This window comes from Rhodococcus sp. C1 (assembly GCF_020809065.1).
Lineage (GTDB): Bacteria > Actinomycetota > Actinomycetes > Mycobacteriales > Mycobacteriaceae > Rhodococcus_F > Rhodococcus_F qingshengii.
Genome location: NZ_CP078080.1, coordinates 1,252,332 through 1,275,844, shown reverse-complemented (window position 1 = coordinate 1,275,844; position 23,513 = coordinate 1,252,332). Strand labels below are relative to the sequence as shown.

Annotated in this window: 25 protein-coding genes; 19 read left to right on the top strand and 6 right to left on the bottom strand. The window is 60.6% G+C overall.

Features of this window, described 5'->3' with window-relative positions:
- Positions 1-157: 157 nt before the first annotated feature.
- From KTR60_RS05805 to KTR60_RS05795, 3 genes are all read left to right on the top strand, one after another.
- A complete protein-coding gene (locus tag KTR60_RS05805; protein ID WP_116057147.1) occupies positions 158-1,030 on the top strand; it encodes a hypothetical protein in 873 nt (290 codons plus the stop codon).
- Between the two features lie 70 nt (positions 1,031-1,100).
- Positions 1,101-1,889, top strand: a complete 789-nt coding sequence (locus tag KTR60_RS05800) for a hypothetical protein (RefSeq protein WP_003945568.1) — start codon at positions 1,101-1,103, stop codon at positions 1,887-1,889.
- Positions 1,890-1,938: 49 nt separating this feature from the next.
- On the top strand, positions 1,939-2,553 hold the full coding sequence (locus KTR60_RS05795) for a hypothetical protein (RefSeq protein WP_047269291.1): 615 nt from the start codon (positions 1,939-1,941) through the stop codon (positions 2,551-2,553).
- A gap of 125 nt (positions 2,554-2,678) precedes the next feature.
- On the opposite strand, the gene KTR60_RS29300 is transcribed toward KTR60_RS05795, so the two are convergent.
- Positions 2,679-3,137, bottom strand: coding sequence for a MarR family winged helix-turn-helix transcriptional regulator (locus tag KTR60_RS29300; protein ID WP_176741993.1), 459 nt, complete (start codon positions 3,135-3,137; stop codon positions 2,679-2,681).
- 62 nt (positions 3,138-3,199) lie between these two features.
- Here KTR60_RS29300 and KTR60_RS05790 point away from each other — a divergent pair, with 62 nt between their 5' ends.
- Positions 3,200-4,075, top strand: a complete 876-nt coding sequence (locus KTR60_RS05790; protein WP_047269290.1) for a haloalkane dehalogenase — start codon at positions 3,200-3,202, stop codon at positions 4,073-4,075.
- 168 nt (positions 4,076-4,243) lie between these two features.
- The gene (locus KTR60_RS05785; protein WP_037132380.1) at positions 4,244-4,882 is read left to right on the top strand and encodes a PAS and ANTAR domain-containing protein; all 639 of its coding nucleotides are present in this window, start codon (positions 4,244-4,246) and stop codon (positions 4,880-4,882) included.
- Positions 4,883-5,021: 139 nt separating this feature from the next.
- Here the strand turns inward: KTR60_RS05785 and KTR60_RS05780 are convergent, their stop codons facing one another.
- Positions 5,022-5,168, bottom strand: coding sequence for a hypothetical protein (locus tag KTR60_RS05780; protein ID WP_164490549.1), 147 nt, complete (start codon positions 5,166-5,168; stop codon positions 5,022-5,024).
- A gap of 181 nt (positions 5,169-5,349) precedes the next feature.
- Here KTR60_RS05780 and KTR60_RS05775 point away from each other — a divergent pair, with 181 nt between their 5' ends.
- The 4 genes from KTR60_RS05775 (at position 5,350) to KTR60_RS05760 (ending at position 8,583) form a co-directional block, all read left to right on the top strand.
- On the top strand, positions 5,350-6,537 hold the full coding sequence (locus tag KTR60_RS05775; RefSeq protein ID WP_042452468.1) for a zinc-dependent alcohol dehydrogenase: 1,188 nt from the start codon (positions 5,350-5,352) through the stop codon (positions 6,535-6,537).
- Positions 6,538-6,649: 112 nt separating this feature from the next.
- The gene (locus KTR60_RS05770) at positions 6,650-7,177 is read left to right on the top strand and encodes an SRPBCC family protein (protein ID WP_042452472.1); all 528 of its coding nucleotides are present in this window, start codon (positions 6,650-6,652) and stop codon (positions 7,175-7,177) included.
- A gap of 51 nt (positions 7,178-7,228) precedes the next feature.
- The gene (locus tag KTR60_RS05765) at positions 7,229-7,816 is read left to right on the top strand and encodes a TetR/AcrR family transcriptional regulator (RefSeq protein WP_007734655.1); all 588 of its coding nucleotides are present in this window, start codon (positions 7,229-7,231) and stop codon (positions 7,814-7,816) included.
- Positions 7,813-8,583, top strand: coding sequence for a glucose 1-dehydrogenase (locus KTR60_RS05760; protein WP_003945779.1), 771 nt, complete (start codon positions 7,813-7,815; stop codon positions 8,581-8,583). Before KTR60_RS05765 ends, KTR60_RS05760 begins: the two co-directional genes overlap by 4 nt.
- A gap of 44 nt (positions 8,584-8,627) precedes the next feature.
- On the opposite strand, the gene KTR60_RS05755 is transcribed toward KTR60_RS05760, so the two are convergent.
- Positions 8,628-9,113, bottom strand: a complete 486-nt coding sequence (locus tag KTR60_RS05755) for a hypothetical protein (protein ID WP_054827314.1) — start codon at positions 9,111-9,113, stop codon at positions 8,628-8,630.
- Positions 9,114-9,497: 384 nt separating this feature from the next.
- On the opposite strand from KTR60_RS05755, the gene KTR60_RS05750 reads away from it, so the two are divergent.
- From KTR60_RS05750 to KTR60_RS05740, 3 genes are all read left to right on the top strand, one after another.
- Entirely contained in the window at positions 9,498-10,385 is an 888-nt protein-coding gene (locus KTR60_RS05750) for a class I SAM-dependent methyltransferase (protein ID WP_228401953.1), read from the top strand.
- 184 nt (positions 10,386-10,569) lie between these two features.
- Positions 10,570-11,976 (top strand): serine hydrolase, encoded by a 1,407-nt coding sequence (locus KTR60_RS05745; RefSeq protein ID WP_228401952.1) that lies wholly within the window; start codon positions 10,570-10,572, stop codon positions 11,974-11,976.
- Positions 11,977-13,141: 1,165 nt separating this feature from the next.
- Positions 13,142-14,320: a carboxylate-amine ligase gene (locus KTR60_RS05740; protein ID WP_042452497.1), complete on the top strand. Its 1,179-nt coding sequence runs from the start codon at positions 13,142-13,144 to the stop codon at positions 14,318-14,320.
- Here KTR60_RS05740 and KTR60_RS05735 read toward each other — a convergent pair.
- Entirely contained in the window at positions 14,314-14,469 is a 156-nt protein-coding gene (locus KTR60_RS05735) for a DUF6131 family protein (protein WP_003945912.1), read from the bottom strand. The genes KTR60_RS05740 and KTR60_RS05735 overlap by 7 nt on opposite strands.
- A gap of 145 nt (positions 14,470-14,614) precedes the next feature.
- Here KTR60_RS05735 and KTR60_RS05730 point away from each other — a divergent pair, with 145 nt between their 5' ends.
- The 3 genes from KTR60_RS05730 to KTR60_RS05720 all read left to right on the top strand — a co-directional run bounded on the left by KTR60_RS05730 (position 14,615) and on the right by KTR60_RS05720 (position 17,214).
- The gene (locus KTR60_RS05730; protein WP_003945456.1) at positions 14,615-14,818 is read left to right on the top strand and encodes a hypothetical protein; all 204 of its coding nucleotides are present in this window, start codon (positions 14,615-14,617) and stop codon (positions 14,816-14,818) included.
- Between the two features lie 77 nt (positions 14,819-14,895).
- Entirely contained in the window at positions 14,896-15,978 is a 1,083-nt protein-coding gene (locus KTR60_RS05725; protein WP_003945574.1) for a M48 family metallopeptidase, read from the top strand.
- 201 nt (positions 15,979-16,179) lie between these two features.
- Entirely contained in the window at positions 16,180-17,214 is a 1,035-nt protein-coding gene (locus KTR60_RS05720) for a hypothetical protein (RefSeq protein ID WP_007734628.1), read from the top strand.
- 40 nt (positions 17,215-17,254) lie between these two features.
- Here the strand turns inward: KTR60_RS05720 and KTR60_RS05715 are convergent, their stop codons facing one another.
- The gene (locus KTR60_RS05715) at positions 17,255-18,421 is read right to left on the bottom strand and encodes a MinD/ParA family ATP-binding protein (protein WP_003945525.1); all 1,167 of its coding nucleotides are present in this window, start codon (positions 18,419-18,421) and stop codon (positions 17,255-17,257) included.
- A gap of 309 nt (positions 18,422-18,730) precedes the next feature.
- On the bottom strand, positions 18,731-19,438 hold the full coding sequence (locus tag KTR60_RS05710; protein WP_003945876.1) for a hypothetical protein: 708 nt from the start codon (positions 19,436-19,438) through the stop codon (positions 18,731-18,733).
- A gap of 220 nt (positions 19,439-19,658) precedes the next feature.
- On the opposite strand from KTR60_RS05710, the gene KTR60_RS05705 reads away from it, so the two are divergent.
- The 4 genes from KTR60_RS05705 (at position 19,659) to KTR60_RS05690 (ending at position 23,464) form a co-directional block, all read left to right on the top strand.
- Positions 19,659-20,189, top strand: a complete 531-nt coding sequence (locus tag KTR60_RS05705; RefSeq protein WP_214925352.1) for a hypothetical protein — start codon at positions 19,659-19,661, stop codon at positions 20,187-20,189.
- Positions 20,190-20,297: 108 nt separating this feature from the next.
- Positions 20,298-21,728: a PepSY-associated TM helix domain-containing protein gene (locus tag KTR60_RS05700; RefSeq protein ID WP_007734624.1), complete on the top strand. Its 1,431-nt coding sequence runs from the start codon at positions 20,298-20,300 to the stop codon at positions 21,726-21,728.
- Between the two features lie 25 nt (positions 21,729-21,753).
- A complete protein-coding gene (locus KTR60_RS05695) occupies positions 21,754-22,254 on the top strand; it encodes a copper chaperone PCu(A)C (RefSeq protein ID WP_228401951.1) in 501 nt (166 codons plus the stop codon).
- Positions 22,247-23,464: a Dyp-type peroxidase gene (locus KTR60_RS05690; protein WP_228401950.1), complete on the top strand. Its 1,218-nt coding sequence runs from the start codon at positions 22,247-22,249 to the stop codon at positions 23,462-23,464. Before KTR60_RS05695 ends, KTR60_RS05690 begins: the two co-directional genes overlap by 8 nt.
- Positions 23,465-23,513: the final 49 nt, after the last annotated feature.

The window sequence follows — 23,513 nt, the reverse complement described above, 5'->3', positions numbered from 1 at the left end:
AAATTTCAATCCTCACAGCCACAAGTAGTAGCGGAGGCGATCGCAGTAATACTTTTGTCGGAATTGTTTCAAATTGTCTGTACATCCAAGTCACACGTGACTACCGTCACTCATCATCACAATCCCGACTGGTCGGTTGTACCCAAAGGAGAAATACATGTCCCGACGTTCGACGTCGCGTGGGCTTTTCGGCGCACTCGCCACCGCAACCGTGTTCACCACCGCCGCTGCGGTGGGAAGCTTGTCAGCAAGCATTGCAGGAGCCGCCCCGGCAGCGGAGATCCCCTTCGGCGGTTGGGATTCATGTCCGATCGACAATCCCGAGACCAGCACCTGTATGGACGTCACGGTCACCGGCGGAAACATGAAGATCGGCAAGCTTTCCGTCAACATTCCCGCCGGGGCGATGCGCATCGCAGGCGGAGTTGCATACAGGGAGAATCCAGAGGCTGAATTCGGATTCGACCAAGTATTCATCCCACCCAACGACAACAGTCGGGGGATCTACGCCAAACCCATCGACATCCCCGGGGGCGCACTCGGAATCGACCTGCCATTCAACAATCTCTTCGGACTGAACAAGGCTTCGGCCACCGTAGAGTCGACGTCTGCACTCCCCACCGTGGACGCATTTCAGCTTGGTGTGAAGCTACCCGTCAAACTGAAGATCGCGAACCCTCTCCTCGGCGGCAAATGCTACCTGGGCTCGGACAACAACCCCGTCCAACTCAACTTGGATGTGACCGAATACGGTGTCCTCGAAGAGGTTCCAGGTTTCCCGGACACTGCCGTCGTTCGAAACACCGGGCACACCGGACAGCCCTTCGCGGTCCCGACAGCTTCCGGGTGTGGCCCGTTCGGCGTTCTGAATCCAATCGTCAACTGGCGCGCCGGGCTTCCCTCGTCCACCACGTCCAACTCCCTCGCCACGACGAGTGACGTCTACAACATCGGTGCCGACAGCCTCAGGCCCCAGCCGGCCGGCTCACCCGAACCCGCTGCCGTCGTTGCCGAACGTAGTGCCAACTAGCAATCCAACCCACTGCCACAGAACCTTCATCGACGACAGATTGCCACCTCGAAACGGAGTTCACTTGTCCATGCGCACAATACGATTCAGAGCCGCGCTCGCCGTCGTCGCAGCGGGAGTCCTCACTCTCGGGGCGGTGTCAACCGCGACGGCGGCCCCGCTGCCCAATGCGCCGTTCGGGGGCTGGGGAAAGTGCCCGATAGCCAATCCGGAGACAAGCACCTGTGTCGATGTCGTCGTCAAAGGCGGCGAAATGAACATCAACGGGCTCAAAGTACCGATTCCTTCCGGCTCGTTGAATATCGCCGGCGGTGTCGCCTATCGCGAGAACCCCGACGCAGAATTCGGGTTCGACCAGATCTTCATTCCTCCCACTGACGGCACCAAAGGCGTCTATTCCACCCCCATCGAGGTACCAGGAGGAATCTTCGGGCTCGGTATACCGTTCCCCGGCGGCTTGACCACCATCAAGGCAACAGTCGAACCGGTCGCGTTGCCAACAGTCGACGCATTCCAACTCGGTGTCACACTTCCGGCAAGATTGAAGATCTCCAACCCCTTGCTGGGCGGCAACTGCTATCTGGGTTCTGCGAGCAACCCGATCATGTTCAAACTCGGAGTGTCCGAAAATGGTGTCCTGGAGGAAGTTCCAGGATTTCCGGATACCGCCGCCGTCAGAAACGTGACGCACGCCGACCAGACGTTCGCGGTACCGGGCGCATCTGGATGTGGACTGTTCGGCGCATTGAATTGGGCAGTCAATCTTCGCGCCAACGTTCCGTCTTCGAGTGGTCACAACTCGTTGACCACCACAAGCGATGTGTTCAACATCGGCGCCGACAGCCTGCGGACGCAGTAGAGCAAGCACCGGCGACTCACGAAGTATCACCGACAACAAGGAGATATCGATGACCCATGCAGTTCGCCGCACCACCATCGTCACAGCTGCCGCCGCAGCCGCGATTGCGGTCGCAGCCGGCACCGCTCTGGCTTCGACCGTCGTCACTCCAGCGGGTCAAGCCGTGACTGCTTCGAGCAGCAATCTCAGTATCAAGACAGGAACGATCACACTTACCTGCTCCAGTACGACGGGCTCCGGGACCATCCCATCCGCGCCGGGTAATTCCAACACCGGCACCGGCGGAGTCAACGTCAATATCGGCACCCCCAGCCTGACCGGGTGCAAGGCTAACGGCCTACCCGCTGTGGTCACGACCTCCGGCTCCTGGCTATTGAACGTCTCGGCAGACACCGGATCGGCTCAGGGATCCCTGGTCATTCCTGCAGGAGGCGCAGTCGTCACGATGCCCGGATCAACATGCACAGTCACCGTCGGGGCCAGCACTGTCGGACCGCTGCCATTCGATATTCCCAACCAGCGCGTCGTGGCAAGCAACACCGGCACCGTGAACTACACACGCACCGGCACCGGACCCGTCTGCCCCGCCGCAGCCACTGGCACGGCAACAATGTCGGGCACACTGCAGTTCGCATCGGCCACACCGATCAACGTGACACCGTGACGATCGACAGCTAGACAATAGGGCTCGTTGGGGGATCGACGCTTCCGTCGGTCCTCCAACGAACGTCCTGTGGACCGGGTCCGCACACGATCGCCTTCGGTTTCGCCACGAAGCGGACCGGCGCATTATCCATCTGCTGCTTCGGTGGCGTCGAGTAACGCGTCAAGGGCGCGGTGGAGCTCGGCGAGTTCCCGCCCTCCGGTTTTCGTCAGCACTTCCGTATTCTTTGCATCCAATTGGCGGACAATGTCTTTAGCGAGCTCTATGACTCGTTTGCCCTCGTCACTGAGATCGAGGCGAACGGCTCGCGCATCGCGTCTATCGCGTTCACTGACAACAAACCCGCTCTTCTCCAACGCTCGCACGAGCTTGGATATGTAGATTCGCTGCAATCCTGTGTGCGCTGAGAGTTCTCGCTGACTCGGCCTCTCCCCCGCACTCACCAGACCATGCAGAGACGCGAGCACTGAATACTGGGCGTGAGTCAACCCCAGGTGCGCGATCGCTCGGTCAACCCCCGCCCGCCAGCGCAAGCCAAGGTGCCACACCAGCGACCCTGTCGTCCATGTTTCTCGATCTTGCATACAAATAGAATACATGGCTACTATCTCAATTAGAGTATATGGAAACTATTTGAGGAGTCGCAATGCCCACAATTCCCGTGCTCGACTCGACCATGGCCTACCGCTCGCGCGGTGAAGGAACACCCTTCGTACTCATCCACGGAAACCCCACATCCTCGCACTTGTGGCGAAACATCCTGCCGCAGATAGGAAATCTAGGCCGCGCACTTGCCCCTGACCTCATCGGAATGGGGCAGTCAGGCAAACCGCCAATCAACTACGGCTTCCTCGACACCGCCCGCTACCTCGACGCCTGGTTCGACCAGATGGAACTCGACGACGTCGTACTCGTCGGACACGACTGGGGCGGGGCACTTGCACTGGACTGGGCTGCCCGCCACCCCGATCGCGTCCGAGGTGTGGCCTTCTTCGAAACGATCCTTCGTCCGATGACCTGGGACGAACACTTCCCGGGAGAGGCACGGGCACGGGTGGAAGCTCTGAGGGACTCCGACACAGGAGAGACGAAGGTACTCGACGAGAACTTCTTTCTCGAAATAGCGCTTCACAGAACGGTTCTCGGTGAAATGACCGAAACCGATGCCGAGGCCTATCGCTCCCCTTATCCGTCACGAGAGAGTCGCCGACCCCTTCTCGAGTGGCCACGATCCTTCCCCATCGAAGGAACTCCCGGTGACGTGAATGCACGTGTGGCGGCGTACAGCGATTGGCTCGCAGAAAGCACCGACGTACCCAAACTTCTTCTCACCTTCAGCGGCCCCGCAGAACTTCTCATGATCGGGCCTGACGAAGTCACGTGGAGCCGATCGAATATCGCAAATCTCGAGGTGGAACAGTGCGGTCCCGCAGGACATCTCGCCCCCGAGGATCAGCCTGCGGCCATCGCGGCGGCGATCACCGAATGGACAGAGCGGCAACACTGTTTCAACCGCGAGTGACGTGGGACCGTCGCCAAGTACTCTGAGCGCCGGTTTCCCCGACCCATGCGGTAGCGATCCAGACGATGCTCCGAAATATGGGACCGACACCACCTCCGCCGGATTTGTCCGATATAACTAACTGGCGAGTACGCCGGTTGGGACGAGGTCGAGAACGAGGGGGCGTGTGTGGTGAACGAGGACGGGTTGGGGCGAACGTCAGGATCGGGGGCTCCACACCGGGTGGGCGGCTTTCTCTATCACCGCAACGGCGACCGGTGGGAGTGGTCGGACGAAGTTGCACGGATTCACGGATACGAACCCGACCAAGTAGCTCCGACGACAGAATTGATGCTCTCGCACAAGCATCCCGACGACCGAAGACACGTTGCCCAGACACTGCACGCCATCCGCACTTCAGGCGGACCGTTCAGCAGCCGCCACCGCATCATCGACACTGCAGGGGATACTCACTCGGTAATCGTCGTCGGCGACAGCGTCGTGGACGAGTCGGGTGCCGTGGTCGGCAGCTCAGGCTTCTACATCGACGTCACCGAAACCCTCGACAGCACGGTGAAAGCGTCTGTCGACGTGCTGGTCAACGAAATCACCGCTTCTCGCGGAGTAATCGAGCAAGCCAAAGGCATGCTCATGGTGATCTACGGCATTTCGGCCGATCGCGCCTTCGACATACTCGTGTGGCGTTCTCAAGAGACCAACGTGAAACTCCGGGATGTTGCCGAGCAGTTGATAGTTCGAACGCTTGACGACTTCCGGGTCCCGACACTACTGCGGACCCGATTCGATCACGTGCTGTTACAGGGTTGAATGACAACAGGGTTGAGGGATCTGCTCAAGGCGGTTCCCGTGGCTGGCTGCTCAACCTCGAGGAACCTCGCCCGCATTGATTCCGGGACGGTCCGATGCGGCCTATCCCCGTTGTTACCCAACGCGGAGTAAAAGGAAACTACTCGTCGTCAGACTTCTCGCCGGAGGTCTCCTCGACCAGTTCAGGCGCCTGTTCTCGCGTTGCCATTCCCCCGTCGCCGCCCTTGTCCACGGGTCCTGGGTGCCCACCCTTGGGCGACTGGTCGTTGTCGTCTTTGTCGGTCATGCGATCGTCCTCATCATCTCGTCGTCTCAGTCCTGGAGCCGGTGCAAAGAGACCGGGACCCAGCTCCATCTCAATCTAACGCGCTCAGGACTTCTCGCAACCCTCACCGATTTTGTTTGCATTTCAGTGCTTTCGGGCAGGTGACTGCGAACAGCATTTCCACGATGAGAGGTCGATCCCAGTGCGCGCAGTGACTTGGCAAGGCAAACGGAAAGTAAGCGTCGATACGGTTCCGGACCCGAAGATCGTCGAACCCACCGACGCGATCATCAAGGTCACCACGACGAATATCTGCGGATCCGATCTGCACCTGTACGAGACTCTGGGTGCGTTCATGAATGCCGGCGACATTCTCGGCCATGAACCGATGGGAATCGTCGAAGAAGTCGGTTCGGAAGTCACGAATCTCGAGATAGGTGACCGCGTCGTGATTCCGTTCCAGATCTCGTGTGGCAACTGTTTCATGTGCGATTCGAGCCTCTACACACAGTGCGAGACGACGCAGGTCCGCGATCAGGGAACGGGCGCAGCATTGTTCGGCTTCTCCGAGCTCTACGGCTCGGTGCCCGGCGGGCAGGCTGAGTACCTCCGAGTACCGCAAGCACATTTCACACACATCAAAGTTCCCGAAGGTCCCGCGGATTCGCGATTCGTCTACCTCTCCGACGTGCTCCCCACCGCTTGGCAGTCGGTCGAATACGCCGACATTCCGCCGGGTGGGTCCGTGACAATCCTCGGCCTCGGACCGATCGGTGACATGGCGGCTCGTATCGCCCACCACAAGGGGTTTCGAGTAATCGGTGTGGACCGTGTACCCGAACGCCTTGCGCGCCTTGCCGAACGCGGCATCGAGACCCTCAACCTGGACGACTACGGCAGCAAGATCGGCGATGCCATCAGAGACGCGACAAACGGCCGCGGAACCGATTCGGTGATCGACGCTGTCGGTATGGAAGCGCACGGGTCTCCGATCGGAAAGCTCGCGCAGCAGTTCGTCGGACTCCTTCCCGATGCTCTTGCCGCGCCTGCGATGCGTAACGCAGGAATCGATCGCCTTGGCGCTGTCTATTCGGCCATCGACATCGTTCGGCGCGGCGGAACCATTTCTTTGATCGGTGTCTACGGCGGAATGGTTGATCCGCTGCCGCTGATGACCATGTTCGACAAGCAGATTCAGCTCAGGATGGGCCAGGCGAACGTCAAGAAGTGGGTAGAGGACATCATGCCCCTGCTCACTGACGACGACCCACTCGGCGTCGACACCTTTTCCACCCATCAGCTGCCGCTCGATCAGGCGCCACACGCCTACGAGATCTTCCAGAAGAAGCAGGAAGGCGCGGTCAAGATCCAACTGAAACCGCACCTGTAGTTCAACGCCGATCAGGTCGACGGTTCATCCGCCACGTCCGCATCTTGTTCGCGAAACCACCGATCGTCATACTCACCTCACACACGCTCGACAGAAAGAACCTGAAACCGAAATGGCTCGCGAACTTACCGTCTCCGACAGCATCGTCGTCAGCTCCGACGCGCTTTCCCTCTACGAGGTCATCAGCGATCCCACTCGTATGGGTGCCTGGAGTCCCGAAAACACAGGCGCAACCTTGCGGGGAGACCGCGAAAGCGCTTTCCTGGGCATGGAGTTCGACGGGCACAACAAGCGTGGGCGCGCGCAGTGGACCACGCGATGCACCGTCACCGCTGCCGAGGCCGGGAAGCTCTTCGAATTCCGTGTTCACAAGATCGGCCTCAGTACTCCCCGGATCCCCGCCTCTATCGCAACCTGGCAGTACCGATTCTCGCCGGTGCCCGACGGAACCCGAGTTACCGAAACGTGGACCGACGACAGGCGCGGCTGGCCGGACTTCGCCGCCGACATGTTCGACAAAATTGCCACCGGAGGAAAAACCTTCGCCGATTTTCAGCGCGGCAACATCCGCAAGACGCTCCTGAACCTCAAGAACGCAGTTGAGCAGGAGGTTTCCGGAATCGAAGATAACGTCGGCTGACCGGCCGACACCATTTGTGGCAGTTTCTGCCACTTTTGGTACAGTGCGGATATGGCAACAGCCCGCCGCACTGCACTACTTCTCCGCGTCTCGCAGAGTTGTGCTGCCGCTTTCGTCGAACGCGGCGACACTTCGACGACCATCGCGGAGCTCGCCGAGCGGGCAGAAATCTCCGAGCGAACGTTCTACCGTTGCTTCGCCACCAAAGAGGAGAGCATCTGGCCGATGCTCGACGAGGGAAACCGCAGTCTGGCCACCGCACTCAGCGCGCAAGCCCGCGAATTCGGGCTCGCAGCGGCTGTGAAGAATGCCTTTATCGCATCGGTCGGCGAGTCCTTCGAGCCGATGACCCGGTCACTGATGCCCATCATCTTCGGTGATGCGGCACTCCGGAGAGTTTGGGAATCAGCAACTTTCGAGACGATGGAACTGATTCGCCCAGAAGTCGCACGCCTGATCGACCGTCCGGAAACCTCGCTCGACACCACAGCGGCTTCGGGCCAGGCAACACTTGCGGTAGTCGCCGCACTGCGTGAGATGGCAGACCTCCGGACGCCCGCACCCGAGGCCATCACCCGCGCGCTCGGGGCGTTCTCGAAGCCATATCTCGCAACACCTACAGGTAAGGAACAATCATGACTCAGGATCTCTCCGGAAAAATCGTTCTCGTCACCGGCGGCGCACGCGGCCTGGGCGAGGCGTTTGCCCGCGGCATCGTCGCGGGCAACGGCCGCGTCGTCATCGGCGACCTACTCGACGACGACGGTCGAGCAGTGGCCGAATCTCTCGGCGACGCAGCGCGTTACGTTCACCTCGACGTCACCGATCCAGCGTCTTGGAAGTCCGCCGCCGAGTACGCAGTATCCGAGTTCGGCGCGATCAACGGTTTGGTCAACAACGCCGGAATCTCGGCGTCCGGCCAGACAGTCGCCGAGGAACCACTCGAGACGTTCCAGCGCATCATCCAGATCAACCTGGTGTCCGTGCACACCGGTATCCACACGGTGGTGCCGTTCATGAAGGCAGCCGGCGGCGGATCCATCGTGAACATCTCCTCGGCCGCCGGCCTGATGGGCATGGCTCTGACCAGCGGTTACGGCGCAGCCAAGTGGGGCGTGCGTGGGCTGAGCAAGATCGCCGCCGTCGAACTCGGCCGCGACAAGATCCGGGTCAACTCGGTTCACCCCGGCATGGTCCTGACGCCCATGACTGCACCGACGGGCATCAGCCTCGAAGAGGGCGCATTCCCCAACAATCCGTATCGCCGTGTCGGTCGCCCGGAGGAGTTGGTCGGAGCGGTCACCTACCTGCTTTCCGACGATGCCTCGTACACAACGGGTTCCGAGATCGCCGTCGACGGCGGTTGGACTGCCGGCCCGTCGATCGAATACATCGCCGGCCAGTAAGGGAGGGATCCGTTCCCGCCCGAATCTGCGCATTCCGAACGCCCTCAGGTGAATACCAAGCTCTCCCTGATTGCATTCGAAGAAGACAACTTTCGCAGTCGCCGCAGCGCCCGATGCAGGTCGAGCGACACCTCGTCTGTCGTACGGGCAAGCGACGTTGCGGTCGCCTTTGTATCGAGCCCGACGATCAGCCGCAACACCAGGACATCGCGTTCGACAATCGGGAGCGTTGTCGGAGGCGGGAGCGATCCACCGCTGAACCCGTCGGATGCCGCCCGAGCAATCGCGATGCTTGTACTCGCGTACAGCACGCGTAGAAAAGGCTGATACGTCTCCGATCCGTCGCACACTGCCGTGAGAACGGCGACGCACGCGGCATCCGCGGCGGAATCGGAAACGGCCTGATCAAGCTCGGCGCGGCACCGCAGCACAACCATCGGACGAAACGCCGCATACAAACTGGCCATGGACTCACGGCTACCGCTCCGCGCCGCGGCGGCCAATACATCCAGCGAGCCTTCCTGCAACATGGGCTCACATCTCTCTTTCTCGACGGGACATTCGTTGTGCGGTCCGAGAGATCAACTGGAACCGAACGGTCCCACGAAGTGGTTCCGGCGGATGGTCATGCCACGATCAATCCCCTGCCCGAAGGATTCTCGAGGCTCTCTCTCAGCCCTGAGGCACACCCCAGTGAAGTCCTGCATCCTTGCCGCTCACTGGCACTGACCTGGCAAATTCCTGGCAGGATGCTGATTCAAACCGAACGCCTTGCACTGCAGAATTTTTCGATCCGGTCAGCGTGTATTTGCTGCTCCCAGTCCGACCGTTCCGTTCCAGGCGACGAGGGGTCACACGGGCGTAGGGTCGAGAGAGTTCGGCTCAGTCGTCAAGAGCGGAAGGACACCCAGACAATGCGGAGCGATGGAGATACGTGGGACATCGTCAGTAGCGTCGGACTTACCGCGCTGGCAGTGGCAACGTTCCGAGCACTGGAGAGCACCCGTCCGGACGCGATCATCGAAGACAAGTTCGCATCGTGGTTCGTAGAAGCTGCAGCCGAGCCGCATTTCACAGCTCTTCTGAAAGATCCCACGCTCCTCGAGGACACCCCCTTCGGCGGTTTCATGGGGTTGCGAACCAGGTTCTTCGACGAATTCTTCTCGTCGTCAACCGAATCCGGAGTAAGGCAGGCGGTAATCGTTGCAGCAGGGTTGGATTCGCGTGCGTACCGGCTGGATTGGAGCTCAGGATCGACGGTATTCGAAGTGGATCAGCCAAAGGTGCTGGAGTTCAAAGCCGAAGTGCTCGCGGCGCACGACGCCCAGCCGAAGACCGATAGACGCACTGTGCCTACTGATCTGCGAAACGACTGGCCGGCCGCACTCGAGGAGGCTGGTTTCGACCCGAACGAACCCACAGCCTGGTCGGCGGAAGGCCTGCTCGCCTATCTCCCCGGCCCGGCCCACGACGCCCTGTTCGAGCGGATCGACGAACTCTCGGCCACCGGTAGTCGCTTGGCGGTGAACGACTTTCCGGCCGGAACCGACCCGAGCAAGCTTGCGGCCATCAGATCCAAGTACTTCGCCAAGGACCCGTTCGGAGACCTGGACATTTCGCAACTGTTCTACAGCGACAATCGATCCGATCCGGGCCAGTGGTTGGCTGAACACAATTGGACTGTCCGACGCTTCAGCTCGGTCGAGTTGGCAGAACTGTACGATCGCCGGATCCCCGAACTCCCCGAAGAAATCGCAGCGCTGTCAACGCAACCGTCCTTTTTGGCCGCGACCAAGAACTAGCTCTCGCAGTCATCACGAAAGTTCCTCGAGTGCAGCCTTTCTCCCATTTGTCCAGCGGCAAGGCGCGTGTCACCACTACAAGTGGTTGACGGTACTCCAGGATGAAGCGATTCAGTACCTCAGGCTGAGTACGTCTACACCTCAGACGGACGCGCGCCGAAGAGAACGCTGATGAAGTGAGTCCATGAAACTCGAACACACACGCAGGAAGGGCCGCCCGCTCGCGCTGGTAGCACTTGCCTCCGCAGCGGTATTCGCCCTCGCCGCATGTACTTCCGGGACTGATTCCGCACAAACCTCTGAAAACAACACAAAGACCTCCCCCACCGCGGCACCCGCTACGGTCACGATCCCTGACAGCTCCGTCGGCAAGCAGATCACCTGGCTTCTCAATGCGTTCAACACGAGCACGCCATTGACCCAGGAAGAAATCGCCGAACACTTCGGGCCCACTGCACCCGTAGTCCTGACACCTCCGGACTTCGACTCCATCCGAGCCGGACAGCCTTGGACAACAGTGAAGTACAAGGGAGGCGACTCCGACGGCACAGTTTCCATCACCAGCACCTCCGGCGGTGCGTTCGACGTCAACGTCGTCGTCGACGGCAACGGGCTGATCCTCGGGATGGCGATCACACCGACCAAGGACGTTCATGTGCCGGCGGCATCTTGGCAAGAACTCGAGGCAGCTGTCAAAGCGCTTCCCGCGCCGACCAATCTGACCGTCACCGAGGTCACCGAAGGAAAGAACGCCGAAGTCTTCAATGTCGGCGACACCTCACCACAGCCCACAGGGTCAACGATCAAGCTGTACGTTCTCGGCGCGGTCGCGACGGCCGTCCAGAACGGGACACTCTCCTGGGATCAGAAGCTCACCATCACCGACGACCTCAAATCGATGCCCGGCGGGACCATCCAGGACCTGCCATCGGGAACTGAAGTCACGGTCCGAGATACCGCCGGCAAGATGATCTCGATCAGCGACAACACCGCCACCGACATGCTGATCGCCGCTGTCGGGCGCGAGCAGGTAGAAGCCGAATTCGCCCCGATGGGCATGGCAAATCCTTCGCTCAACATCCCGCTCAAGCCGACCCGCGCACTGTTCCAACTCGGCTGGGGTGACCAAGGCGCACAACGTATCGCTTGGCGCGACGGAACTCCGGACGAGCGTCGAGCGATACTCGCGGCACTACCTGGCGGCCTGGTGGACATCCCGGCGTCAGCATTCACCACCCCCGCATGGCCTTTCGACATCGATTGGTTCGCCTCGCCCGCCGACCTGCGTGCCGCGTTGGTCACGTTGCAAGAGAAGGCGAAGACCGAGAGCGGCGCACCGGTTCGAGACATTCTCGCCGAGGATCCGGCGCTCAGTGACGAGTCCGCGAAATGGTTCACTTACGGCGGATTCAAGGGCGGCAGTTCTATCGGGGTCCTTGTGGGTGCCTATTACGTGGAACACGACGATCGTGCCTGGGTTGTCACCATGCAAACTCATGGTGACGACGCTGCACTGGTTGCCGACCCGGCTCTGTACTTCGATCCGGTCGACGACGCGATGCTCTTGATCCAGACGGATGCAACCAGTTAGTGCCCAGTGGCGGGCCGAAACCACGCACGCCGATTCATTGCCCTCGCCGATGAAGGCGCCGGATACAGAGAAGCCGCTGCGCATCCAGTGTCATCCGGATGCACAGCGGCTTCGCTAAGTCTTAGCCCGTGGGGGTCTCGGTCTCGTCCGACGAGAATCCGTCGAAGAATGCGATGACCTTCTGAAGAAGTGCCGCGATGTCGAAATCTTCCAAGCTACCCATTGCGTTCGTCCTTTCGCTTAACACTGAGGATGAAACGTGCATCTTGCAATTTCCAATGTAAAGCATGAAAAGCATTATTTCTCGACCGCGCGACACTTCGGTCGCAAACACGTCACTCAGCAAGATATGGGCAAATCACCGGAAATAACAGCTCCCACCCGCAATATTTCGGTCTTCCGCAACCCGCTGAATTCCCCAATTAGCAAGTGGGTAAATCTTGAGAAAAATTTCCCGGCGCGTCGATCACGAAAGATATTCCTGGTGAAACTCTCAATCCAAGAACACAAAGGCAGAGGAAGCTCCCACACAGCTGACACGCAGTTTTGCCCGCCTTCTAGAGTCGTCATCCACGCACATAGTGGACACTCGTCTGCGATAACGAACCGGTAGCAACACAATCCCAGGCACTTTCTCCCATCTTCTGACTTTTACTCATGACCACTGAAGATGTGCGCTGGTGAAACGCAATACCAGTTCGAAAGTTCCACAACTTCTCCGGATGCTGTGCACGCGATTAACTGATCAAATATCTGCTGACTCACCGACCCCACACACTCCGCCAGAACGTCACATCCGAATGCTGGACGTTAGTTTAGATGGGTTCGTATTCTCGGAATCTGCTCGATAACGGCGGCCCCACGGATAAAACCGAGACTGCACCACCGCAGGCCGCCAGGTCATGATCCGCGACTCGGCGAAGGGTGTGCGGACAAGTCCACACGAGGGTGAAATAGGGGGTGAGACATGCCTTGGGGTCTCGTTTTACCGAGTCCGACACAGTACGTTTTCCCAGGCACGCCAGTCCCCAGATTCATACGGTGTGCAAGGACTCGTTGACGCTTCCGAGATGTTGGCAAGGCCGACCACAGGCCCCGTTCTCCCGACGAGAACGGGGCTTCCTCGGGTCGGTTTCCGCCTTCGACCGACCGGGTAGACGCGAGCATGGGCGCCACCTGCTCGGCCGAATCCACCGCTGGCCGCCACGAATCGACGACCCCGACCGTCGGCGTCGAAGAAGAATTCATCCTCGTCGACCCGACGTCCTGGTTGCCGTCCACCGACAATGTTGCGGTTGCGGAAACCGCGTCGACACTGGGGTTGGATCTTCAGCTCGAGTTGTCCCGCTGCCAAGTCGAGACCAACTCTCCCGTGTGCCATGGCATCGACGAACTCCGAACCCACTTGATCGACATGCGTCGGCTCGCGGCAAAAGCTGCCGAGTTGAACGGCTGCAGGCTGTTGGCCGTCGGCGCACCGCTTTCGGGGCCTTCGCGTTTCGAGATCAGCGACTCGCCTCGCTATCGCCGGATGGGCGAACGCTTCGGCGCCCTCGCTGCCGAACAAAGCATCTGCGGTTGCCACATCCATGTGGGCGTCGCTGATCAAGTACAGGCCGTGCAGGTCTGCAATCACGTGCGCATCTGGTTGCCCGCCTTGTTGGCACTGAGCGCCAATTCCCGTGTCCACCAAGGAGTCGACACCGACTTCGCGAGTTGGCGGGCGATCCAATGGTCCAGGTGGCCAGTCGCCGGGCCGCCGCCGTACTTCGAGACCACCGGGGACTTCGACACCGCGGTTGCGAAGATGGTGGATTGCGGCGTGATGCTCGACAAGCGGATGGCCTACTGGGATATCCGACCTTCCTGCCACCTACCGACCGTCGAGATCCGAGTCTGCGACGTTCAGCCGACAGCAGAGGATGCAGCGCTACTTGCAACCCTTGGACGGGCTCTGGTGGCAACTGCGTTACGCGCGATAGACCGGGGCATCGAGGCTCCGAACATTTCCCTCGAGAGCCTCCGCCTCGCAACCTGGGTATCCGCGCAGGAAGGCGTCCTGGGAGCGTCGATCGATCCGATTACCTCACAAAGAATTTCAGCCACCGAACTGTTGCACCGGCTCCTGATCCATGTCCGTGACTCCCTCGACGAGGGAGGCGAGTACGCGAGCGTGGAGTCGGCGCTGCAGCTCAAGTCAGTCACAGGCAACGGCAGCGACTGGCAACAGCGAACGCTGCGCCAGGTCTGCCTTCGGGAACTGATTGCGCGTGCCGTTCAGCGCACCGTACCGACCGCGCCGACTGGCACGGATACGCACGACGAGCCGACAACGGATCAGTAGTAATGCCGCCGACCACCGATGGCGTGCCCGGCCGCGCCCAGCGCGTACAGGATGATTCCGATCACCAGCAAGACGACACCAATCGTCCACAGGATCGGAATGTTCACCACGAAACCGATTATCAGCAGGATCACGCCGAGGATGATCATCACAAGCTCCTTCAGTGCGTTCACTCGGGCGGATACGCCCGCCTCGAGCCGCATACACCGTGGATACCCGTCGGCAGAGCGTTTCATACCCACTCTGACCGGGTATTTCGCTGGGCACCATAATATTTGAAGAATCGAGCCCGCCATGATGAGAATTGTGACTCTGATCGTTCTGATCTGGCTGATAGTCGGGGCCGTCGCGGCCGGCCAACGCGGCTACTACAGCAGTTCGCCGACCAACTGCGCCGGCGTCGGGACCATCGCGCTCACGGTCATCGCGGGTCCGCTGAACTACTTCGGCGTGAACCCCAAAGTCACCGATTGCACGCTCCCCCAGCCCACCGAGTGAGCTGCCGGAAGTCCACGCTAAACCGACTAGTCGTTACCCTGGAGGTGAGTCGACACACATCGAAGTGAGGGGCCACCATGACCACTGCACCAGATCGCACCCGAATCGAGTTCCCGGACATCAGCTCGCGTGCGTGGGAGCACCCAGCCGATCGGGCTGCATTGGTGACGCTCCGGACGCTTCGGGGGTTCGACACTGTCCTACGGACACTGTCCGGACTGCTCCAAGAACGTCAGCACCGCCTCATGTACCTCGCCACGTCGGTGCGAGTCGACGAACGCCAGTTCAGCGACCTGAACGACCTGCGCCGTGACTGCGTCGAGATCTTGCAGGCCGACGAGACACCCGAGCTGTTCGTACTCCAGACCCCGATGGTCAACGCCTTCACCATCGGCATGGACAAGCCGTTCATGGTGGTCACTACCGGCCTATTGGACGTGATGAACTACGAGGAACAGCGGTTCATCATCGGCCACGAACTTGGCCACGCGCTGTCCGGTCATGCTGTGTATCGGACCATCCTGATGCATTTGATGCGACTGGCCGGAACCATCGGATGGCTGCCCGTCGGCGGATGGGCATTGCGCGCGATCATCGCCGCCCTCATGGAATGGCAGCGCAAGTCAGAACTGTCCGGTGATCGTGCCGGACTGTTGTGCGGGCAGGACGTACACACCGCGATTCGCGTCCAGATGAAATTGGCGGGCGGATCCCGAGTCAGTGAAATCGACATCGACGCGTTTCTTGCCCAGGCCGCCGAGTACGACGCCAGCGGCGACCTCCGCGACGGTGTACTCAAGCTCCTCAACATCGAACTGCTCTCTCACCCGTTCTCGGTGCTTCGCGCCGCCGAGCTCAAGAAGTGGGTGGACAGCGGAGACTACGCCGCGATTCTGCGCGGAAACTACCCCCGTCGCGGCGATGACGACGGAGCGAAGATCAGCGACGAGTTCAAGAATGCAGCCAAGACCTACAAGCAGAACTTCGACGAGTCGGAGGACCCTTTGATCCGCATGGTGCGCGACATCGGTAGCGGGTTGGGCGGTGCGGTGGGCGCCGTGGGGAATGGCGTCGGCGATGTAGCGTCGGACATCAAGGAACGATTCACCCACTGGCGCAAGAGTTCCGACAGGTCGAAGGGCACTGACGACGCCGAGTAAGCAGAATCGGGACCTGCCACCGAAGGCAGTCGGCGGCAGGTCCCGGGCTCTTGGCGTGAAGGTGATGCAGGCTTCCCTCTGCACCACCCTCACGTTCACAGACAGTACCAGCAGTCGAACAAACGTGCGAACTGAAAGCGGTCGTGTCGAATCACCGGTTGTCGGGTACGCGGCATAGGACCACTACAGAAGGGAGCCGACATGCATGCTGGGCGACTGAAGAAGGTCGGTTCGAGTGACGGCCCGTTTGCCTCCGTGTACTTCGAAGACGTCCGTAACCGGGAAGATGCGCGCGAGCGCTTCGAACTCGAATGGCGCTCGATGCGCAATCAACTCACGAAACAGGGAGCATCGGAATCGCTGATCGCACGACTGGACGAGGTGAAGGACAACCATCACGGCATCTCAGGTCGCGCCGGACGCGCGATCGTCGCCACTTCCGAGGCAGTACTGATCGACGATATTCTGCTCGAACCTGCCGGCTCCACTATCGCGACCTTGGGCGAACTGCCCTACCTGATTCCACTGATCGCACACGGATACGACACCGAACCGTTCCTCATCGCCAAGGTCGACCACACTGGCGCGGACCTGTGCGTGCGCGATGCTCGCGGGCGTGACGTGTACGGCGAAACGGTAGACGGAGACGGCTTCCCGGTCCACAAGGCACACGTGGGCGGTCAGGAGCGATACACCGACAGCCAAAGCCTCGTGGAGGAGAATATCCGGAAGAACCTGACTCAGGCTGTGGAGCGCGCGGCGGCGCTCGCCCGTGAACACAAGGTCGCGCTGGTAGTTGTCATCGGAGAAGTACAATCCCGCAAAGCTTTTGCACAGCTTTTGCCGTCGACGCTACGGGTGGTGGACGTCGAAAAGGGTTCGCGTTCAGTCGGTTCGACACCCGCCGAGGTGTCCAAGTCGATTCGTGAACTGATCGACACGCAGCGACTGCGCAGAATGGATGTGGAAACCGAACGCTACGTCGCCGAGCAGGGCCGGGACTCCGGCCTCTCCATCGACGGGACCGCACGCGTCCTCGACGCCCTCGAACAGGGCAAGGTCGAGACGCTGCTGCTCACCGATCCTGACGACAAGGAAGTCACCAGTGGAGAGTTGATCGGGCCCGCCGATCGCGTACTCCCCTACATCGCAATCGGGACCGGCACCGAGTTGGTACAGATCGACGAACGCCTCGTTCTCGCCGACGGATACGGCGCGATACTTCGGCACCCTTGAACGCCGGAGCCTGCTGATCAGATTCGGTGGCGAGCACGTTCTATCGAGAAGCGTGCTTGCCCACCGAGTCCGGGAAACCATCGGCAATTGCTGCGACGAGTTCCAGATATGCCCGTGCCGTGCGCTTGTTCAACAACTTCAAGTCGATCGGACCGCCTTCGCCCAGGTGATCGTCGTAGGGCAACGTCTTGACCGCTCGCACTCCACGCTGAGCGAAAACGTCCTCGAGTTGATCGAGGTCGAGCGAAGACGAACCCGGCCGCGTCGAATTGATCGCCACGACCGACCTGCTCACCAGATCTGCGTATCCGTGCTTGGTCAGCCAACTGAGCGTTGCTGCAGCACTACGGGCACCATCCTGAGCCGTCGGGCTGACGACAACCAAAGCATCTGCTTCGTCGAGAATTCCGTACATGGCCGAGTGCATGATTCCGGTGCCACAGTCGGTGATGACGATGTTGTAATGCACCTCGAGAATTCGGAGAGTATCGAGGTAGTCCTGCTCGTTGAACGACTCCGAAGTTTCCGGATCTGCCTCACTCGCAAGGATTTCGAGTCGGCTGTCGCCTTGCGAGGTGTAGTAGCGAACATCGCTGTACGTACGAATGTCACCGTCGGCCAACAGATCACGAACGGTCAGGTGATGTTCACGTCGTTCGCGATCAGCCAGGGTCCCCAGGTCGGGATTGGCGTCGATGGCTACGATTCGATCCCCACGGATCGATGCGAACGTCGAACCGACAGTTTTGGCCGCCGTGGTTTTCCCCACTCCACCCTTGAGTGAGATGAAAGCAATCTTGTACACGCCGCGCACCGTTCGGTTGGCACGGCGCACGAGAGCCTGGTGTTCGAGTTCGGCAGCCGACTGCCCGGTGTTGATCCGGCCCCCGGTGAGTTTGAACAACACACTGCCCAAACCGCGTTCGGGTGGACGCTTCGCCCGCTTGATGATGTCCAGGTCGTCGACGGAGGTCATAGGCCTGGGCGTCGAGGTCCGGAAATCGGTCGGCTCTTCACGACGTTGCTGGCGCATCCGCTGACTGGGCAACGGTTTTGCTGCAGGCTCGTCGAATTGTGGTGTGAAGGTGACGGTTCGAATCGACGTTGCATAGCCGTCGTCGGACGCGTCGAAATGGCCGTCGCCCTGAGTCGTTCCGGAGTTGTTCCCCAGGACTCCGTTATTCGAACCGTTGTTATCGCTGCGCACCGTTTTCCTAGGTCGAGTTCGGAATCATTTCGGACATAGCCTCTCGGACGCTATCACTCTGGCGGGCTTGCCGTTCTCTGCTCAATACCGTCGTGGCACAACAGACCGTTACACCCGCACTTCGATGACTTTGGTCCCCAAGCTTGTGCCGATCTCAGCAAATACGAACGTCGTAACGATATGCGGCACAGATATCTTCATCTGCCGCTAGAAACAGCCTTCCGCAATGTCAGGGCAAATCCCTTGGTAACAAACGAGAAAAGGGAGGGCGATCGCCTCGGCGATCACCCTCCCTTCATGGACAAGTGTTCAGCTGCTGCAGAATTCCGAACTACCGAGACTTCCGAAAATCGTCGACAGATCCACACTTCCGAACGAACTGCCCGTATCGCAGCCGTCGGCAGTGAGCGCGAAGTCGACACCGGTGACGTCATTCGTGCTCAGATTCACCGGAATTACTGCTGGATCGGCACCGCATCCGCTGCCGGGAACCACTTCTACGGAATAGCCGTCCTTGGCCGGCTTGTACTGAAAGAAGTAGTCACCGGAATCATCCGTCGTTGTCGTCGCGATTTGCGTGCCGGCATCGAGGAGATTCAACGTCACGTCAGACGCGCCGACCCCGTCAGCACCCGGACACCCAGTGACAGTTCCGACGATGCTGAACACCTTCACCAACTCGAAGTCGATCCCGGTCGCGTCGGACGTCGTCAGATCTACCGCCGTCCTGTCGGGTACGGATCCGCATCCAGCCGGCGAGTATGGACTGACCGTGTAATTGCCCGGAGGAACGTTCGTGATCGTGTATGCGCCACCCACCCCGACAGTGGCCGAGGATATCTGCGTCGAGCCATCCCATACGACCATCCATATCCCGACCGGATCGCCAGTATCGCTACACGAGTTGACAAGGGTGCCCGACACGGAGCGTGTGACCGGGTCCGCCGAGGCCACCGAAGACAGGAAGAGACCGAACGCACCCATCAGGGCGAATATCGCAAAGAATCGACGCCTCATGAAACTCTCCTATGTGTTTGCCCTGCCGTCGACCCGTTGCCGGCGACCAGAGCCAAGTCTGGCACCGGAAAATGACCGTCACGTTTGTTTCACCCGGTCCTCGGCAAAGTTTGGCGAATCGGACAAATCCCCCACCTAACGCGTTCGTCGGTCGGCCACCGAAACGATCCCGACCGATCACCTACTAAGCCCGGTAGTAGGCGCCTGTATCCTTTCGCGTATGACGCCGGGTCCGAAAGATGTCGCGCAGCTGCGCGGTGCTTTCGTGGGCGGCACCTCCGGCGCGGTTTCCGTCGCAGCCCACGCGCTCGGTGGTGGCGGCATGGCCCCGTCCGAAAGCGCTGTCGTGTTGCTGATCCTCGCCTGCGCGAGCGTCGGCGCGGTGGTCACGTCCATCGACACCCGTCGCTCCCCCGCGCTCTTGCTCGCCCTCATGCTCGCTGCGGGTCAGGCCATCGGTCACGCGACGTTGACCATCGCTTCGGATCATCAACACGGCCTGCTCCTGTCCCTTCCGATGCTCGCAGCACACATCGCTGCCATCGGAGTGTGCGCAGTGCTGATCCGCGGCGCAGAACGCGGATACGTCGTGGCCGCATCGACGGTAGCGGCAATCGTCGCCGTTCTATTGCGCCCGTGGGCAGCTGAACCGTCACCGTTCGCTGCACGTACTCGATACCGCGCCAAAGTTGTTCTACGTCAACTTCTCACCTCTGGCCTGGGCACTCGCGGCCCACCGGCATTCGTGTAACTCACCTCCCCTTTCCTTTCACGCACGTGATTACGTGCGCCACTTTGCTGTGCGCCTTTATTAACCGCCCGCGGTTAATAAAGGCGCACGGCGGGATCGAGTACACGCATGTCCGCACCCGAATTGGAGCGCGCACAGACGCGCGCGTCCAACGACAGTTCTCCCCCGAAGAAGCAGGTTGGCGGCGCCAGACCACTGATCCTGCGTCTGCACTTCTACGCCGGCGTCCTGATCGGACCGTTCATCCTCATCGCCGCTTTGAGCGGCGGCCTCTACGCGATGGCACCCACCATCGAGAAGTTCGTTTACAGCGACTACCTCCAGACCGACACCACCGGACAGATCGCGTCACTGAACGACCAGATCCGTTCCGCTCAGCAGTACCGCCCCGACTTGACCGTCTCGGCAGTACGTCCGTCCCCTGCTGCCGGCGAAACCACCCGAGTCCTGTTCACCGATCCGTCACTGGGCGAATCGGAGAGGCTCGCCGTCTTCGTCGATCCGGTGCTCGCACAGCCGGTCGGCGAGTTGGCGGTCTACGGAAGCAGTGGTTCGCTGCCACTGCGAACCTGGATCTCCCAACTGCATCGCCACCTTCATCTGGGCGAACCCGGCCGCCTCTACAGCGAATTGGCCGCGTCGTGGATGTGGGTGGTCGCACTCGGCGGTGTCTACCTCTGGTTCCGTCGTTACCGCACCGCCCGGAACGCTCGACTGCTCACGATCGACCGAGCATCCACCGGACGAAGCCGGACCCTGAACTGGCACGGTGTCGTCGGCATCTGGATAGCAGTTGCATTGGTCTTCCTCTCGGCGACCGGCCTCACGTGGTCGACCTACGCCGGAGAGAACGTCAGCAATCTGAGAACCGCGTTGAGTTGGACGACGCCCTCAGTTGTGAAAACTCTCGGCGACGCTCCCCCTCCGGCGACAGGCGGGCACGAGGGTCACGACATGGCCCCCGCCGCCACCGGCACGCTGACGGACACCAACGTCGGACGCGTCGACACCGTCCTCGGTATCGCCAGGTACAACGGGATCACCGGTCCCGTCGAAGTATCGATACCCGCGAACGCCGAGACGGCGTTCACCGTCGCCCAGACACGTCAGCCCTGGGTGTACAGCAACAACACCATCGCAATCGACGGAGCGACGCAAAAGGTCACCGACGAGTTGTGGTTCTCGGATTGGCCACTCGCAGCCAAACTTTCGGCCTGGGGAATCCAACTCCACATGGGCCTGCTGTTCGGTCTTGCCAACCAGATCGCACTCGCCGCACTGGCACTCGCACTGGTCAGCGTGGTCATTCGGGGCTACATCATGTGGTGGCGCCGACGCCCCACTCGTGGCTCCGACTGGGCAGTCGGCCGGGTTCCTGCCCGCGGCGGAATCCGCAACCTCTCCCCGGTCGGCCTCGTTGCTCTCGTCGCGATCACGGCGTTGGTCGGCTGGTTCGTTCCGCTACTCGGCATCAGCCTTCTCGCATTCCTGCTGATCGACCTGTGCATTGCGGCGTTCAAACGCCGTGCCACCACCTGACACTTCACGAATTACGGAGACACACATGACTGTTCGCACAAAGATATTCGCAGCTGTTGCACTGTCCGCAGCTCTCGCCCTGACCGGCTGTTCTTCCAACTCCGACAAGGAAACCGAAGCTGCACAATCCATCACAGTTCAGGATCAATGGGTCAAGGCCGCGCCGGAAGGAATGAGCGCGGCGTTCGCCGAACTCGTCAACTCCGGTGACAAGGACGTACGCGTGGTCTCGGCCACCAGCCCCGCGTCGTCTCGACTCGAACTGCACGAAGTCGTGACCGGCGACGGCGGAACGATGACGATGCGTCCCAAGGACGGCGGTTTCCTGGTCCCTGCCAACGGGTCCGCCTCCCTCACCCCGGGCGGTGACCACCTCATGTTCATGGACCTGTCCGCGCCGCTGCTCCCAGGCGCAGAAACCGACCTCACCTTGATCTACGACGACGGTTCCAGCACCACGTTCACAGCCCAGATTCGCGACTTCTCCGGTAATCAGGAGAACTACGACCCGAATCACGGTGGCTGAGAACACGAACCCGCCCAGCCGAGCAGTCAGTCGGCGGCGCCTTCTCGGAGGAGGCGCCGCCGCGCTCGGCGTGGCGGGAATAACCTGGGGCGCAACCACAGTGGTCGAGCGCAGCGAACAGGAGCAGCAAGCAGGCAAGCTGGTGGAACCGTTCTACGGAGTCCACCAAGCCGGCATCGCCACCACGCCGCAAGCGCACGGCACCTTCATCGGGTTCGACCTCTTGCCTGGAACCGATCGAGCAGTCGTCGTCGGAATCATGAAGATGTGGTCCGAGGATGCGTCACGGCTCACCGCGGGCTACCCGGCGTTGGCGGACACCGAACGGGAACTGGCTGTGGATCCGGCACGCTTGACAGTGACCGTCGGCTACGGCCCTGCCCTGTTCACCAAGCTGGGATTGCAAGCACGTCAACCGGACTGGTTCGAGCCGTTGCCGAGCTACGCGATCGACCGACTTGACGATCGATGGAGCGGATCGGACCTGTTGTTGCAGATTTGTGGCGACGATCCGGTGACCATTGCTCATGCTGTGCGAGTTCTGACCAAGAACGTCCGATCACTGACGACCATCCGGTGGACGCAAAAGGGGTTCCGCAACGCTCGCGGCACCACGCCTGAGGGAACCACGATGCGCAACCTAATGGGCCAAGTGGACGGGACCGTCAATCCTGCTCCGGGAACAGTGGATTTCGATTCACTGATCTGGCACGACGGCGCGGGTCAGTCGTGGCTGGCGGGCGGAACCTCGTTGGTACTGCGACGCATTCGCATGGAAATGGATACCTGGGACGAACTCGACCGTTCGGGGCGCGAACTCACGATGGGGCGCACGTTGTCCAATGGCGCTCCGCTCAACGGAACCAACGAATTCGACGAAGCGGATTTCACACTCACGGACAAGTTCGGCATTCCGGTGATCCCGCCAGGATCGCACATCGCGCGAGCCCACCAGACGCATGAGAAGGAGCAGTTCTTCCGTCGGGCATACAACTACGACGACGCACCCGAGAGCGGGCAGACCTCGAATTCGGGATTGATCTTCGCAGCATTCCAACGGGACATCGCCGAGCAATATCTACCGGTCCAACAGCGATTGAGTGACTTCGACGCACTCAACGAGTGGACGACGCCGATCGGTTCTGCGGTGTATCTCATTCCGCCGGGATGCACCGAGAACGACTATCTGGGAAGCGGATTGCTCGGCTGACAACCCCGGGCAACGATATTGTGGGGGCGGGATCCGAACGGATCCCGCC

Bases quoted from the DNA above. Each gene is read 5' to 3' on its own strand.
- KTR60_RS29300 (WP_176741993.1), bottom strand. From the start codon at position 3,137: ATGCAAGATCGAGAAACATGGACGACAGGGTCGCTGGTGTGGCACCTT.
- KTR60_RS05710 (WP_003945876.1), bottom strand. From the start codon at position 19,438: ATGAGGCGTCGATTCTTTGCGATATTCGCCCTGATGGGTGCGTTCGGT.
- KTR60_RS05755 (WP_054827314.1), bottom strand. From the start codon at position 9,113: ATGTTGCAGGAAGGCTCGCTGGATGTATTGGCCGCCGCGGCGCGGAGC.
- KTR60_RS05765 (WP_007734655.1), top strand. From the start codon at position 7,229: ATGGCAACAGCCCGCCGCACTGCACTACTTCTCCGCGTCTCGCAGAGT.
- KTR60_RS05780 (WP_164490549.1), bottom strand. From the start codon at position 5,168: ATGACCGACAAAGACGACAACGACCAGTCGCCCAAGGGTGGGCACCCA.
- KTR60_RS05770 (WP_042452472.1), top strand. From the start codon at position 6,650: ATGGCTCGCGAACTTACCGTCTCCGACAGCATCGTCGTCAGCTCCGAC.
- KTR60_RS05795 (WP_047269291.1), top strand. From the start codon at position 1,939: ATGACCCATGCAGTTCGCCGCACCACCATCGTCACAGCTGCCGCCGCA.
- KTR60_RS05705 (WP_214925352.1), top strand. From the start codon at position 19,659: ATGACGCCGGGTCCGAAAGATGTCGCGCAGCTGCGCGGTGCTTTCGTG.
- KTR60_RS05730 (WP_003945456.1), top strand. From the start codon at position 14,615: ATGATGAGAATTGTGACTCTGATCGTTCTGATCTGGCTGATAGTCGGG.
- KTR60_RS05725 (WP_003945574.1), top strand. From the start codon at position 14,896: ATGACCACTGCACCAGATCGCACCCGAATCGAGTTCCCGGACATCAGC.
- KTR60_RS05695 (WP_228401951.1), top strand. From the start codon at position 21,754: ATGACTGTTCGCACAAAGATATTCGCAGCTGTTGCACTGTCCGCAGCT.
- KTR60_RS05735 (WP_003945912.1), bottom strand. From the start codon at position 14,469: ATGATCATCCTCGGCGTGATCCTGCTGATAATCGGTTTCGTGGTGAAC.
- KTR60_RS05720 (WP_007734628.1), top strand. From the start codon at position 16,180: ATGCATGCTGGGCGACTGAAGAAGGTCGGTTCGAGTGACGGCCCGTTT.
- KTR60_RS05790 (WP_047269290.1), top strand. From the start codon at position 3,200: ATGCCCACAATTCCCGTGCTCGACTCGACCATGGCCTACCGCTCGCGC.
- KTR60_RS05800 (WP_003945568.1), top strand. From the start codon at position 1,101: ATGCGCACAATACGATTCAGAGCCGCGCTCGCCGTCGTCGCAGCGGGA.
- KTR60_RS05700 (WP_007734624.1), top strand. From the start codon at position 20,298: ATGTCCGCACCCGAATTGGAGCGCGCACAGACGCGCGCGTCCAACGAC.
- KTR60_RS05745 (WP_228401952.1), top strand. From the start codon at position 10,570: ATGAAACTCGAACACACACGCAGGAAGGGCCGCCCGCTCGCGCTGGTA.
- KTR60_RS05760 (WP_003945779.1), top strand. From the start codon at position 7,813: ATGACTCAGGATCTCTCCGGAAAAATCGTTCTCGTCACCGGCGGCGCA.
- KTR60_RS05750 (WP_228401953.1), top strand. From the start codon at position 9,498: ATGCGGAGCGATGGAGATACGTGGGACATCGTCAGTAGCGTCGGACTT.
- KTR60_RS05740 (WP_042452497.1), top strand. From the start codon at position 13,142: ATGGGCGCCACCTGCTCGGCCGAATCCACCGCTGGCCGCCACGAATCG.
- KTR60_RS05805 (WP_116057147.1), top strand. From the start codon at position 158: ATGTCCCGACGTTCGACGTCGCGTGGGCTTTTCGGCGCACTCGCCACC.